13 protein-coding genes are annotated in these 12,877 nt (G+C 66.3%); 3 read left to right on the forward strand and 10 right to left on the reverse strand.

Going from position 1 to position 12,877, the window contains the following annotated elements:
• Positions 1-31: 31 nt before the first annotated feature.
• The 9 genes from FOB72_RS31890 to FOB72_RS31930 all read right to left on the reverse strand — a co-directional run bounded on the left by FOB72_RS31890 (position 32) and on the right by FOB72_RS31930 (position 8,776).
• Entirely contained in the window at positions 32-1,159 is a 1,128-nt protein-coding gene (locus tag FOB72_RS31890; protein WP_150377202.1) for a chemotaxis response regulator protein-glutamate methylesterase, read from the reverse strand.
• Complete coding sequence (locus FOB72_RS31895; protein ID WP_150377203.1) at positions 1,156-1,962, reverse strand: CheR family methyltransferase; 807 nt, start codon at positions 1,960-1,962, stop codon at positions 1,156-1,158. Before FOB72_RS31895 ends, FOB72_RS31890 begins: the two co-directional genes overlap by 4 nt.
• A gap of 13 nt (positions 1,963-1,975) precedes the next feature.
• Positions 1,976-2,518 carry a chemotaxis protein CheW gene (locus tag FOB72_RS31900; RefSeq protein WP_150377204.1) on the reverse strand — a complete coding sequence of 181 codons (543 nt, stop codon included), beginning with the start codon at positions 2,516-2,518 and terminating at the stop codon, positions 1,976-1,978.
• Between the two features lie 17 nt (positions 2,519-2,535).
• Positions 2,536-4,191, reverse strand: coding sequence for a methyl-accepting chemotaxis protein (locus FOB72_RS31905; RefSeq protein WP_150377205.1), 1,656 nt, complete (start codon positions 4,189-4,191; stop codon positions 2,536-2,538).
• On the reverse strand, positions 4,176-6,188 hold the full coding sequence (locus tag FOB72_RS31910; RefSeq protein WP_150377206.1) for a chemotaxis protein CheA: 2,013 nt from the start codon (positions 6,186-6,188) through the stop codon (positions 4,176-4,178). Before FOB72_RS31910 ends, FOB72_RS31905 begins: the two co-directional genes overlap by 16 nt.
• The gene (locus FOB72_RS31915; RefSeq protein WP_150377207.1) at positions 6,185-6,469 is read right to left on the reverse strand and encodes an STAS domain-containing protein; all 285 of its coding nucleotides are present in this window, start codon (positions 6,467-6,469) and stop codon (positions 6,185-6,187) included. Before FOB72_RS31915 ends, FOB72_RS31910 begins: the two co-directional genes overlap by 4 nt.
• Positions 6,466-6,834: a response regulator gene (locus FOB72_RS31920; RefSeq protein WP_150377208.1), complete on the reverse strand. Its 369-nt coding sequence runs from the start codon at positions 6,832-6,834 to the stop codon at positions 6,466-6,468. Before FOB72_RS31920 ends, FOB72_RS31915 begins: the two co-directional genes overlap by 4 nt.
• 20 nt (positions 6,835-6,854) lie before the next feature.
• On the reverse strand, positions 6,855-8,051 hold the full coding sequence (locus tag FOB72_RS31925; RefSeq protein ID WP_150377209.1) for a methyl-accepting chemotaxis protein: 1,197 nt from the start codon (positions 8,049-8,051) through the stop codon (positions 6,855-6,857).
• An 89-nt stretch (positions 8,052-8,140) separates the two neighbouring features.
• Entirely contained in the window at positions 8,141-8,776 is a 636-nt protein-coding gene (locus FOB72_RS31930) for a helix-turn-helix domain-containing protein (RefSeq protein ID WP_150377210.1), read from the reverse strand.
• 149 nt (positions 8,777-8,925) lie between these two features.
• Between FOB72_RS31930 and FOB72_RS31935 the strand changes: the two genes are divergently transcribed.
• The 3 genes from FOB72_RS31935 to gcvA all read left to right on the forward strand — a co-directional run bounded on the left by FOB72_RS31935 (position 8,926) and on the right by gcvA (position 11,721).
• Positions 8,926-9,903: a Bug family tripartite tricarboxylate transporter substrate binding protein gene (locus tag FOB72_RS31935; RefSeq protein WP_223851672.1), complete on the forward strand. Its 978-nt coding sequence runs from the start codon at positions 8,926-8,928 to the stop codon at positions 9,901-9,903.
• 57 nt (positions 9,904-9,960) lie between these two features.
• The gene (locus FOB72_RS31940; protein ID WP_150377212.1) at positions 9,961-10,737 is read left to right on the forward strand and encodes an aldolase; all 777 of its coding nucleotides are present in this window, start codon (positions 9,961-9,963) and stop codon (positions 10,735-10,737) included.
• Between the two features lie 72 nt (positions 10,738-10,809).
• Positions 10,810-11,721 carry a transcriptional regulator GcvA gene (gene gcvA / locus FOB72_RS31945; protein ID WP_150377213.1) on the forward strand — a complete coding sequence of 304 codons (912 nt, stop codon included), beginning with the start codon at positions 10,810-10,812 and terminating at the stop codon, positions 11,719-11,721.
• Here gcvA and FOB72_RS31950 read toward each other — a convergent pair.
• Positions 11,718-12,872, reverse strand: a complete 1,155-nt coding sequence (locus FOB72_RS31950) for an acyl-CoA dehydrogenase family protein (protein ID WP_150377214.1) — start codon at positions 12,870-12,872, stop codon at positions 11,718-11,720. The two genes, gcvA and FOB72_RS31950, sit on opposite strands and share 4 nt — an antisense overlap.
• Positions 12,873-12,877: the final 5 nt, after the last annotated feature.

A 12,877-nucleotide genomic window follows, 5' to 3' on the forward strand; every position in this document is an offset into this window, starting at 1 on the left:
AAACGCCTGCGCCGCGCGACGCAGCGCGCCGCTAGCCAGCCGCACCGATCTCTCTGGCAATGCCGGACAGCGGTACGGTGCGATCCACGCCGCCGCGCTTGATGGCCTCGCGCGGCATGCCGAACACCACGCAACTGTCCTCGTCCTGCGCCACCGTACGCGCTCCCGCGGTGCGCATCTCGAGCAGCCCCGCCGCGCCATCGTCGCCCATGCCCGTCATGATGATGCCCAGCGCGTTGGCCCCGGCGCATTTGGCGACCGAGCGGAACAGCACATCGACCGAGGGCCGGTGACGGTTCACGAGCGGGCCATCGACGACCTCGACGAAGTACTGCGCGCCGCTGCGGCGTAGCAGCAGATGCCGTCCGCCCGGCGCAATCAGCGCCCGGCCGGGCACCACACGGTCGTTGGTCTGTGCCTCCCTGACGCTGATGGCCGACAACGCATCGAGTCGCGCCGCGAACGCCGCCGTGAACTTCTCGGGCATATGCTGCACGATCACGATGCCCGGGGAGACCCGCGGCAGGGCCGTCAGCACCTGTTCGAGCGCCTGCGTGCCGCCGGTGGACGTGCCGATGGCCACCACGCGCTCGGTAGTCTGAGCCATCGCGCGCGTCGCGCCGGGCGGCAGGCCCGCCGACAGAATGACATCGGCCGAATGCTTGGCCGTCGGCGCGACCGGTGCCGCCGGACCCGTGCGCGGCACCAGCCTGCGCACATTGGCGCGCGCGGCCGCGCGCACCGTGGCGATCAGCTCGTCGGCCGCTTCCTGCAGGAATTGCTTGAGCCCTAGCTTCGGCTTGGTGACGATGGACACCGCGCCGGCCGCCATCGCCTCCATCGTCGTCCTGGCGCCTTTCTCGGTCAGCGTGGAGCAGATGACCACGGGGGTAGGGCGCTCCGCCATGATCTTGCGCAGGAACGTAATGCCGTCCATGCGCGGCATTTCCACATCGAGCACGATCACGTCCGGCCACTGCACGCGCATGCGCTCCATCGCCAGCAGCGGGTCGGCCACCGCGTGCAGGACCTCGATACCCGGCGCACCGGCCAGCAGGCCGACCAGTACCTGCCGCACGACGGCCGAGTCGTCGACGACCAGCACGCGAATGGGGTGCGCGGCGTTCCCGGGAAGCCCCTTCGTCGCGGGCGCGGTCATAGCGGCTTGCGATAGACGGACGGCGCGATCTGTTCCACCGCGTCGCTCACGTCATTGAGGGTCTCGGAATGGCCGATGCAGAAATGGCCGCCCGGCCGCAACTGACCCAGCACGCGCGCCACCACCTGGCGCTTGGTCGCGCCGTTGAAATAGATCATCACGTTGCGCAGGAACACCATGTCGAACATGCCCACATCGGGCAGGCGATCGTTGAGGTTCGCATGGGTGAACTGCACGCGGGACCGCACGCTGCGGTCCACGAGCATCGTGCCTTCGTGCTCGCCCTGGCCCTTGAGGCAAAAGCGCTTGAGGTAGGTGGGCGGAATCAGCCGGGCACGCGCGTCGGGATAGTGCCCCGTGCGCGCCCGCGCGAGCATCCGCGTGCTGATATCGGTGCCGACCACCTCGAATGGCCGGCCCGTCATGCCGTCGGCCAGCACCATGGCCATGCTGTAGGCTTCCTCGCCGCTCGAGCATGCGGCGCTCCAGATCCGGAACGGCCGCCCGCCCTCGTGCGCCGCGGCGACTTCGCGCAGCAGATCGAAGTGCTTGGGCTCGCGAAAGAAGTAGGTCTCGTTGGTCGTCAGCAGATCCACCGCGACCTGGACTTCCCTGAGGTCGCGGCGGCTGCGCAGCAGGTCGAAATACGCCGCATAGCTTCCCAGTTGCCGCGCATGCACGCGCTTGGCCAGCCGGCCGCACACCAGCGCCTTCTTCGCGGGGGAGAGCGTGATGCCCGCCGCCTCGAAGATAAAGCGCTGGAAGTTGCCGAAGTCCTGATCGGTGAGCATGAACTGTTGCATGATGCGTGCGCGATCAGGCTTCCACCGGCTGCTGCGCGAGCGTTGCCAGCTGCGTTGCCAGCTGCGTTGCCATTTCCTCGAGCGACAGCACGCGCTCGAGGTTCAGCAGAATCACGAACCTGCCCTTGACCTTGCCCATGCCTTCGATGAAGTCCGTGCGAATACGCGCGCCGAACGACGGTGTGGGCTCGATGTCGGACGGGCCGATATCGACGACTTCATTCACCGCGTCCACCACCACGCCCACCACCTGGTACTCCTCGCCGGCGGGCACTTCGACGATCACGATGCAGGTGCGCTTGCCCACGGCGCTGGACGGCTGGCCGAAGCGCGCCTGCAGGTCCATGACGGGCACCACCGCGCCGCGCAGGTTGATCACGCCGCGCACGGTGGGCGGCATCATCGGCACCACGGTCGGCGTGCCGTACTCGATGATCTCCTTGATGGCGAGAATGCCGATGGCGAACATCTCCCCGCCAAGCTGGAAGGTCAGATACTGGGTGGTCTCGGCCAGGCCACCGGTCGATGCCACGACGCCGGTCATCGCGTTGGTCATTGTTCCGCTCCGCTCGCTCAGTAACGGGCGAACGAACGCTCGTCGATGCCGCCGTCCATCATGTCCCCATCCGCCATCGCAAGGTCCAGCACCGGCGTAGCCTTGCGGGCGGCGGTCTTGGCCGGCTTGCGTGCCGTGGCGCGCGTCCGGCGCGCATCGGCCATGCCCGAGATGCGGAAGAAGCTGATGGTGTTGCGCAGCTGCTCGGCCTGGCCGCTCATCTCTTCGGCCGTGGCCGCGAGTTCTTCCGAGCTCGATGCGTTCTGCTGCGTGGTCTGGCTCAGCTGCGTCATCGCGGCGTTGATCTGGCTCACGCCCGACGACTGTTCCTCGGACGCGGCGGTAATTTCCTGCACGAGGTCCGACGTCTTGCGGATGTTGGGCACCATCTCGTCGAGCAGCTTGCCCGCGCGTTCCGCGAGTTCCACGCTGGAGCCGGCCACGTCACCGATTTCCTGCGCGGCCACCTGGCTGCGCTCGGCGAGCTTGCGCACTTCCGCCGCCACCACCGCGAAGCCCTTGCCGTGCTCGCCGGCACGCGCGGCTTCGATCGCCGCGTTCAGCGCGAGCAGGTTGGTCTGGTATGCGATGTCGTCGATGATGCCGATCTTCTGGGCAATCTGCTTCATCGCGGACACCGTGGCGCGCACGGCCTCGCCGCCTTCGGAAGCCTCGGTGGCCGCCTTGGTCGCAATGCTGTCGGTCACCTTCGAGTTCTCGGTGTTCTGGGAAATCGAGGCCGTCATCTGTTCGACCGATGCGCTCGTTTCCTCCACGCCCGATGCCTGCTCGCTGGACGCCTGGCTCAGCGACTGCGCCGTGGCGCTCACTTCCTCCGATGCGCCGGCGAGGGCTTCGGCACCGCCGTTGACTTCGCTGACGATATGGGAGAGCTTGCCGACCATGTTCTTCATCGCGGCCAGCACGCTGGTGTTGTCACCCGCGCGCGTCTGGATGTCGAGCGTCAGGTCGCCATTGGATACGCTGTTGGCGATCTCGCCCACGTAGGCCGGCTCGCCGCCGAGCTGGCGCACGAGCGAACGCGTGATCAGGAAGGCCATGGCCAGTGCGAGGATCGAGCAGCCGATCAGCGTGCCGATGACCCACGAGCGCGCGTTGGCGAACACTTCGGCGGCCGTGCGCGCGGCGCCGTCGGCGCCGTTCACGTTGATCTCGGTCAGCTTGTCGGTGGCGGTACGGAATGCGTTGTAGCGCTTGAGCGAGGTGCCGTTCAGCACGTTACGCGCTTCCTCGTTCTTGTTCGCCGCGCCCAGCGTGACGATCTTGTCGTGTTCCGCGATAAAGCCGTCCAGATCCGCCTTGGCCTGATCGTACAGCTGCTTCTCTTCAGGGGAGGACAGGAGCTTGCCGTACTCTTCCCACGTCTTGCGCATGGAGGCGATACGGTCGCTGGACTCCGAGATGGCGTCGCGGATCTCGTTGGCATCGTCGGTCAGGATCGTGCGCAACTCGAGCACACGCACGCGGTGCAGGTTGCCGCGCGTCAACAGCACGTCCTTGACGCTGGGCATCCAGTTGGTGGCGATATCCACCGTGGAGGCGTTCACCGTGGACAACTGCACGATGGCATAGGTGCCGAGCCCTATCATGAGGGCAAGCACGATGACGAACGAGCCGAAGAGCTTCGTCGCGAGTTTCATGTTGGTGAACATGATCTTTCCTTGTTGATTTCGGTACGAGGGGAGACGCTGAGAATCTGGTTGAGCGCGGGGACGTCGAGAATGAGCGCGACGTCGCCGCTGCCGAGAATGCTTGAGCCGCTGATGCCCTGCAGATGCGCGAACATGCGCGCGAGCGGCTTGATCACGGTCTGCGCTTCGCCGAGCAGGCGATCGACGATGATGCCGAAGCCCTGTCCCGCATGCCGTACGACCACGACGCTCTGGCGCGTGGCGGCGGCGTCCTGAATATCGAACAGCGTTCGCAGCCGCACGAACGGCAGCACCTGTCCGCGGAGTTCCATGAAGTCGTGGCCGGTGTCCTCGCGGAATTCGACGCATTCCTCCACCGCCTCCAGCGGTAGCACGAACACCGAGTTGCCGACGGACACCTGGAAGCCGTTGATGATGGCCAGCGTCAGCGGCAACCGTACGGACACCGTGGTGCCCACGCCCGGATCGCTGTCGATGGACACGGTGCCGCGCAGCGCGGTGATATTGCGCTTGACCACGTCCATGCCGACGCCGCGGCCCGACAGGTTCGTGATCTGTTCGGCCGTGGAGAAGCCCGGCTCGAAGATCAGCGCGTAGATTTCCTGGTCGCTGAGTACCTTGCCCGCTTCCACGAGCCCGCGGTCGATGGCCTTGGCGAGGATCTTCTCGCGCGAGAGGCCGCCGCCGTCGTCGCCGACCTCGATCACGATGCTGCCGGAGTCGTGATAGGCATTCAGGCGCACCGTCCCGCGCGCGGGCTTGCCGCGCGCCGCGCGGACCTCCGCGGACTCGATGCCGTGGTCCATGCTGTTGCGCACGAGGTGCGTCAGCGGATCGCCGATCTTCTCGACGACCGTCTTGTCGAGTTCGGTATCCTCGCCGCTGATCTCGAGCACGATGTCCTTGCCGATCTCGCGCGATACGTCATGCACCACGCGCTGGAAGCGGCTGAACGTGCCGCCGATCTTGACCATGCGCAGTTGCAGCGCGTTGTCGCGAACTTCCTGCACGAGGCCGATCAGCGTCGAATGCGCTTCGTGCAGTGCCGAGCTGTGCAGCGAACGGCCGGCCTGCATCGCGGTGGCGGACGCCGTAATCAACTCGCCGACGAGGTCGACGAGGCGGTCGAGCTTGTCGGCATCGACGCGCACCGACTGGCGTTCGCCCGCGCGGGCGGCAGGGCGTTCGATCGTGGCCGACGCCGTGGCGCTGGTATCGATCGCGGCCTCGGCCGAGGCATTGGCAGTCGCCACGCTGGCGGCTTCCGGCGCGCCTGCCGGTTCGATCGCCACTTCGCAATCGTCGATCACGAACTCGAACGTGCCTTCGATCGCCGCCCGGCCCGCGTCGCTGGCCAGCACGATCTCGAAACCGAGATAGCACGACTCGGCATCCATGTCCGCGAGCGGCGGCAGCGCGTCGGTCAGCGTTTCGATCGACACGATCGTGCCGAGCTTGCCCAGATACCGTATGAACGACAGCGGGTCCATGCCGTTGCGCAGCACGTCGGGGCCGAAGCGCAGCGCGATGCGCCAGTGCGTCATGCCGTCGTCAGCGGGAGCGCCCTGCGTGGCGCGCTCGGCCTTGCCGGTTTCGTCCGCGGGCGTGTCGAGGTAGGTATGCAGTTGCGCGAGCAGCGGGGCCGCATCGGCGTCGAGTTCCGGCGTGGATTCGGTGCGGCCTTCGGCGGCAACGCCGACGAGGCGGGCGATATGGTCGCCACAGGCAAGCAGCAGCGATACCACGGCCTCGTCGATCGGCAGCGCGCCATCGCGCACCCGATCGAGCACGCTCTCCGCGACATGCGCGAAGTCGACGATAAAGTCGAGGCCGAAGAGTCCCGCCGAACCCTTGATGGTATGCGCGGCGCGAAAGATCTCGTTGATCGAGTCGCCGGGATCGGCTTCATGCGTCACGCGCAGCAGCGCGGATTCCATATCCTCGAGCAGCTCGCGGCTCTCGACGATAAAGGCCTGGAGGGCCTGATCCATGTTCATGCGGGGACCCCCAGCGCCGTCGAAAGATTGAACAGACCGAGCACGTCGCGCACGGCCGGACTGGCATCGGAGAAGGCGAGCGCCACGCCTGCCGCGATGGCCGCCCGTTGCGTGGCAACCAGCAGCTGGACGCCCGAGCTGTCGATCTCGCTGACCTCGGCAAGATCGATGACGATCGAGGCGGGCGGGGCGGGCAGTGCCGCCATCAGGGCTTCGCGCAATTCGGCAGCGCGGTAGATCGTCAGTTCGCCATCCAGGGCGAAGCGCAGGGCGTCGCTCATGGCAGCACGAGCTTCTCGACGGCGCCGAGCAGGGTGGGCGGCTGGAACGGCTTGACGACCCACGCCTTGGCGCCGGCCAGCTGGCCTTCGCGCTTCTTCGCCTCCTGGCTTTCGGTGGTGAGCATGATCACCGGCGTGAAGCGATACGCAGGCAGGGCCTTGACGGCCTTCAGGAACGTGATGCCATCCATGTTCGGCATGTTCACGTCGCTGATGATCAGATGCACCTTCTGGCCCGTGAGCTTGGAGAGCGCGTCGCGGCCATCGCTGGCCTCGATGACCGCGTAGCCCGCGCCCTTCAGTGCGATACCCACGACCTGGCGAACCGAGGAGGAGTCGTCAACGATCAGGATGGTCTTTGCCATGGTGTGTGGTCCTTGGTGCTTCAGAAGAAAGTAATGTCGTCGTGCTGCGCGGCCGCGGCCGCGGCCGCGGCCGGTGCGGATGCGGGTGCGGCAGCGGTCGCGCCGCCGGAATTCTTGGTGCCGTGATGGACCGCGCGCTCGCTCGCCATCGCATAGGTCGCCTCGAGTTCCCGCAGCAGGCCGTCCGCCCGCAGCGGTGCATCCTCGCCGCGCTCGCAATCGGCCACGTGTTCCTGCACGACCGCGGGCACGCGATCGATGTTGTCGCGCACATGGCTCAGGATCTGGCTCACGCGATCCTGAAACTGGAGTTGCACGAGGGCCTCGTTGACTTCCACCTGGATGCCGCGGCTCTCTTCGCGCAGCATTTCCGCCGATTGGGCCAGCGTGTGGGTCAGGCCATCGAAGCGGCTGAGCACATCCTGAATCCGCTGCTCGGAGTCCGTCATGACGTGGTCCTCCTGCGTGCGCGACGCGTCGGCGGCCTTGCGCGTTTCTTCGATCGCGGCATTGATGACGGAGATCTTGCTGGCAATCTGCCGGCCGGTTTCGCCGGACATGCGCGACAGCGCGCGCACTTCCTGCGCGACCTGGCTGAAGCCTCTGCCGAGTTCGCCGGCGTGCGCGGCCTCGATGGTGGCGTTGATCGCAAGCAGGTTCGTCTGGTGCGCGATGCGCGAGACGCCGTCCGCCATGTCCTGCAGTTCGCCGATAAAGGCCTGCAGATCCTGGATCTTCGTCAGCATATGCGCCTTGCCGGCCATCGCCTCGCGCAGCGAGTCGACCACGCCCTGCAACTGCTGCTGGCTCGCGGTGTAGACGGCCTGCGCGGCACCGTCGGCGGTGCCGCCGTCGTGGCTGCCCGACTGTTGCAGCGTCTGGCCGAGGCGCGTGACGATGCCCGCGAAACGCGCGCTCAGCGCGGTAATCGCGTCTTCCATCTGACTGCGGGAGGATTCGATGTGGGCGGCCCACACTGGCGACAGCGCGGCACTGAAGTCGTGCATGTCGGCGAGCAGCGCGCGCCGTGTGGCCATGTCGCTGGCCTGCTGACGTCGTGCGTGCCATGTGGCGGCGGTGCCGATCGCGACGAGGGGCAACGCGCCGACGATGCCGGCGATGCTGCCGCCGGATGCACCCACCGTGACGAGCGCGCCGAAGGCGCCGAACGCGGCGGGGAAATACGCAGGCTGGAACAGCCGGGCTGTGGTGATCATTTGAATCTCGAGGTACGAAGCATGGCGTGAAGCGTGTGCTTCCGTGCGATTGCTTCTCTTAACGACCGCGAGACTCGATACTTAAATACTCACTTCAGACCGATTGGGTCTTTCTTTCGATCGCCTACCACGACGAGTGCCTGCGCCTGCTTCTTGCCCACCGAGCGGGAGCGATGCGGAATCGACGCGTTGAAGTACAGCGAATCGCCTGCCTTCATGCGCACGGTGCGATGCTCGAACAGGACTTCCATTTCGCCCTGCACGACGAAGATCAGTTCTTCGCCCGCGTGGCTGGCAAGGGGCTGCTTCTCGTTGATCGTGAACGGCGGACTCATGATGAACGGGTTCATCGTCTTGTCCGCGCGCGCGGTGGCGATCGCTTCGTAAAGATAGCCGTCTCGTTCCGCCGAAGGGCTGAAGGGCACGCGATCGGCGGGCGTCACGTGCAGGATCTCGTTCGCGCGATCGGGCTTGGCGATGAGCTGATCGACGGTCACGCCGAGCGCTTCGGCAAGCTTGAGCACGGTGGCGATAGTGGGCGACGAGAGCCCGCGTTCCAGCTTGGAGAGATAGCTCTTGGTCAGCGACGCGCGCGTGGCGAGCTCTTCGAGCGTGAGGCCATTGAGCTTGCGGAGCTCGGCGAGGCGCTCGGCGATATTGGCGGCACTGCTGGCGGCGCTGCTGGTGGCGCTGCGGGTGGCGCTGGAGTCCTGCTTGCTGGTCATGGGTGATTCGCGTTGGGGCCGTGCCCCCGTTCGGTGCGGGCAGACGTGCATTGTAAGGTTCGCGCACCAACTCGGCAACTTGGTTGCCTTTAGGAAACTATGGTGTCATTATGGACACTCACGTTTCAACCCGAAGAAGGAGAAGTCGAGTGCGCCCCCACCGTTCCTGTCTGCATGCCGTCGCGCTGGCATGCGCCGCGCTCACGCTAAGTGGCGCGGCCGCCGCCCAAGGCGCCTATCCCGATCGCCCGATCACGCTCGTGGTGCCATTCGGCGCCGGCGGCATCACCGACCTGGTGGCGCGCGCCACCGGCAAGGCGCTGTCCGAGCAGCTCGGCCAGTCCATCGTCGTGGAAAACCGTCCAGGCGCAGGCGGCAATATCGCCGCCGACTACGTGCGCCGCGCCAGGCCTGACGGCTACACGCTGCTGTTCGCGACGGTCGGCGTGCTGGCGGTCAATCCGCATACCGACGTCAAGGTCAACTTCAATAGCGCGAAAGACTTCACGTACGTGTCGCTCGTCGGTTCCACGCCGCACGTGCTCGTGGTGGGCCCCAGCGTCACGGTCAAGACGCTGCCCGATCTGATCAAGCTGGCGAAGGCGAAGCCGGACAGCCTTAGCGTGGGCACCGCCGGCGTTGGCAGCTCGCCGTACCAGGGCATGAAGATCCTGGAGGAGGGGTCGAAGGTCCAGTTCCTGCACGTGCCGTTCAAGAGCGGCTCCGAGTCGGTGACCAACGTGGCATCGGGGCAGGTCGATCTGACGTTCGAAGCCTCGCCGCAGGTCATGCCGTTCGTGACCTCGGGCAAATTGCGCGCGCTGGCGGTGGCCAATCCGCAACGGCTGTCGACGGCGCCCGACGTGCCGTCCACGGCCGAACTCGGCTATCCCGGTATCGTGTCGGGCTCGGTCGCGGGCGTGGTCGGACCGGCCGGCCTCGATGCCGAGGTGGTCAAGAAGCTCAATTCGGCCATCGTGACCGCGGTGGCCAATCCGAAGTTCAAGGCCGTGCTCGTGGCGCAGGGCACGGAGCCGACGGCATCCACGCCGGAGCAGTTCCGCCAGATGATCGGCAACGAGGACCGCCGCTGGTCGGCGCTGCTCAAGTCCGAGGCCAGGAACTAGAACCCGCAGCATCGATTACCCTCACTCCCAGCACACTCAAACAAAAGGAGCCAAGACATGGCCGATACCATGCAACTGAGCAAGAGCGAGATCGTCGCGACCGAACTCAGGAAGATGCAGACCGAACTGCGCGCGGAAAAGCTGCCGCTGCGCGAAGCGGTGGCGGAGACCTGCCGCATCCTGTTCGCATTCGGGCACGACTCGGGCCTGTCCGGGCAAATCACCGCGCGCGCGGAAAAGCCCGGTACCTACTGGACGCAGCGTCTGGGTCTCGGTTTCGACGAGATTACCGCCGCGAATCTGCTGCTCGTGGACGAGGATCTGCGCGTGCTCGAAGGCGCGGGCATGCCGAACCCGGCCAACCGTTTCCACTCCTGGCTCTACCGTGCGCGTCCGGACCTCAACTGCATCGTGCATTCGCACGCGCCGCATGCATCGGCGCTGGCGATGCTCGAAGTGCCGCTCGTGATTTCGCATATGGATACATGCGTGCTCTACGACCAGGTCGCGTTCCTCGAAAAATGGCCGGGCATTCCGGTCGGCAACGAGGAGGGCGAGATCATCTCCGGCGCGCTGGGCGACAAGAAGGCCATTCTGCTGTCGCACCACGGGCTGCTCGTCGGTGGCGCGTCGGTGGAAGAAGCGTGCGTGATCGGCGTGATGTTCGAGCGCGCGGCGCGCCTGCACCTGCTGGCGATGGCCGCCGGCGAGATCAAGCCCATCGATCCGGAACTCGGTCGCGAGGCGCAGCGATGGGTCAGCACGCAGAAGCGGTTCGAGGCGACGTTCGCGTATTACTCGCGCCGCGCCGGGCGCGAACTGCCGATCCGTTAAGTCGGCGCGGTAGGCGCGGGAGCGGGAGGTATAATCAAAAGTCATTCCTCCCGATTCTCGCCCCTACCCGACATGGCACGGCGCATTCCCCCGCTGAACCCGCTGCGCGTCTTCGAAGTCGTGGCGCGCACGCAGAACCTGACGCTCGCCGCGCAGGAGCTCCATGTCTCGCAGTCCGCGGTGAGCCGGCAGATTGCCACGCTCGAGTCCTACCTTGGCGTGGAACTGTTCCGGCGCGAGCGGCATGGCGTGACGCTGACGCGTGCGGGGCAGGGGTATGCGGCGGAGATCGTGCCGGCGTTCGATGCGGTGGCTAATGCCACCGCGAAGCTGCTGCGCAGCACGTCGCAGGGCGCATTGCGCGTGCGCACGTACACCACGTTCGCGGCCAAATGGCTGATTCCGCGGCTGCCGGACTTCCAGCAGCAATATCCAAGCATCGAGGTGCGCATCGACAATGCGACGCCCGACGTCGATTTCGATCGGGATCCGGCCGACGTGGCGATTCAGTTCGGCGATGGACGCTGGGCGCGCATGGCGGCCGACCATCTGTTCGACGACGAGATCGAACCCGTATGCACGCCCGCATATCTGGACCAGCATCGTGGCAAGCGCAACAAGCTCGAACCGCTGCTCCAGCATCGGTTGCTGGTATCGCACTATCGCCGCCGCGACTGGGACGACTGGCTCGCACTGGCCGGGCTGGAAGCGGCGGCGCAGCGCACCGAGCGCATGAGCTTCAATAGCTCGGTGCTCACGTGGCAGGCGGCACTGGACGGGCTGGGCATTGCCATCGGCCAGTCGGCCATGCTCGAGGCCGAACTGGCGTCGGGGCGTCTGGTGCGCCCGTTCGCGCGGCCGCTGCGCCGGGAGATGGCCTACTATCTGGTGCGGCCCCGCACGCAGCGTGAATCGCGGAAGGTCGGCGTCTTCCGCGACTGGCTGCTGGATACCGTCGCTCGCGAGGCGGGCCGCGGCGACTAGGCTTTGGGTGCGCGCTGCGAGAACGTACGCTCGAACACGCCCTCGGCAATCCGGTTCTTGAGCACCTCGATGGACCCGCCGGCGATCATCCAGCCGCGTGTGCGGCGCAGGCAGTATTCGACGATCGATTCCTGGCTATAGCCCATGCCGCCCATGACCTGCAGCGACTCGTTCGCGACCTCCCACCCGGCCTGATTGCAGGCCAGCTTGGCCATGGCGGTGCTGTGTGCCGACGGCAGGCCGTGTTCGCCTTCCATGGCGGCGCGATACAGCAGCAGCTGCGCCGACTCGAGCTTGAGCGCCATCTCGGCGAACTTCCACTGGATGCCCTGGAACTCGCATAGCTCGCGGCCGAACTGCTTGCGGATCTTCGCGTGTTCGCGGGCGATATTGAAGCAGTGGCGGCCCAGCGCGAGCGAGCGCGACGAGTTGCCGAGGCGTTCGACGTTGAAGCCCGAGATCTGGCGCTTGAAGCCGCCTTCGCCCAGCAGCAGGTTGTCCGCCGGAATGCGGCAGTCCTCGAAATACAGCTGGCACCATTCCTCGCCGCTCATGAACCTGGACGGCTCGCCGATCTGGAAACCCGGCGCGCCGCGCTCCACCAGCACCGAGCCGATTCCGCCCACGCCCGGGCCGAAGCGCACGTAGATCAGGAACAGTTCGGCTTCCGGGCTGTGCGTCGAGAAGATCTTGCTGCCGTTGATGACGTAGTGATCGCCATCGCGCTTCGCCGACGTCTTGAGTTCGGTCACGGCCGAGCCCGCTTCGGGTTCGGTCATGCCGAGCGCGATCAGCTTCTTGCCCGCGAGCAGGTCGGGCAGGAAGCGCTGCTTCTGTTCCGGCGTTGCATATTCGACGAATGTGCGGATGGGGCCGAAGTTGCCGGCCTGCACGATGTCCGCGCTCTTGGGGCAGACGAGCGCCACTTCCTGGATGGCGATGACCGCATGCATGAGCGTGCCGCCCTGGCCGCCGTCTTCTTCCGAGAACGCGATGCCGAGCAGGCCCTGCTCCGCGATCATGCGCGCGGCGTCCCACGGGTAGTGCGGCGAATGCGCGCGTTCCAGCGCGCCCGGGGCAAGCTTGTCCTGAGCGAAGCGGCGCACCGATTCCGCAAACGCCTGATGTTCTTCGCTGAGCTCGAAATTCATGGTTG

The organism is Cupriavidus pauculus, assembly GCF_008693385.1.
In the GTDB taxonomy this organism is placed as follows: Bacteria; Pseudomonadota; Gammaproteobacteria; order Burkholderiales; family Burkholderiaceae; genus Cupriavidus; species Cupriavidus pauculus_D.

Coding starts and splice junctions, on each gene's coding strand:
- FOB72_RS31930 (WP_150377210.1), bottom strand. CDS start 8,776: ATGACCAGCAAGCAGGACTCCAGCGCCACCCGCAGCGCCACCAGCAGC.
- FOB72_RS31940 (WP_150377212.1), top strand. CDS start 9,961: ATGGCCGATACCATGCAACTGAGCAAGAGCGAGATCGTCGCGACCGAA.
- FOB72_RS31890 (WP_150377202.1), bottom strand. CDS start 1,159: ATGACCGCGCCCGCGACGAAGGGGCTTCCCGGGAACGCCGCGCACCCC.
- FOB72_RS31925 (WP_150377209.1), bottom strand. CDS start 8,051: ATGATCACCACAGCCCGGCTGTTCCAGCCTGCGTATTTCCCCGCCGCG.
- FOB72_RS31895 (WP_150377203.1), bottom strand. CDS start 1,962: ATGCAACAGTTCATGCTCACCGATCAGGACTTCGGCAACTTCCAGCGC.
- FOB72_RS31920 (WP_150377208.1), bottom strand. CDS start 6,834: ATGGCAAAGACCATCCTGATCGTTGACGACTCCTCCTCGGTTCGCCAG.
- FOB72_RS31900 (WP_150377204.1), bottom strand. CDS start 2,518: ATGACCAACGCGATGACCGGCGTCGTGGCATCGACCGGTGGCCTGGCC.
- FOB72_RS31950 (WP_150377214.1), bottom strand. CDS start 12,872: ATGAATTTCGAGCTCAGCGAAGAACATCAGGCGTTTGCGGAATCGGTG.
- FOB72_RS31915 (WP_150377207.1), bottom strand. CDS start 6,469: ATGAGCGACGCCCTGCGCTTCGCCCTGGATGGCGAACTGACGATCTAC.
- FOB72_RS31905 (WP_150377205.1), bottom strand. CDS start 4,191: ATGTTCACCAACATGAAACTCGCGACGAAGCTCTTCGGCTCGTTCGTC.
- gcvA (WP_150377213.1), top strand. CDS start 10,810: ATGGCACGGCGCATTCCCCCGCTGAACCCGCTGCGCGTCTTCGAAGTC.
- FOB72_RS31910 (WP_150377206.1), bottom strand. CDS start 6,188: ATGAACATGGATCAGGCCCTCCAGGCCTTTATCGTCGAGAGCCGCGAG.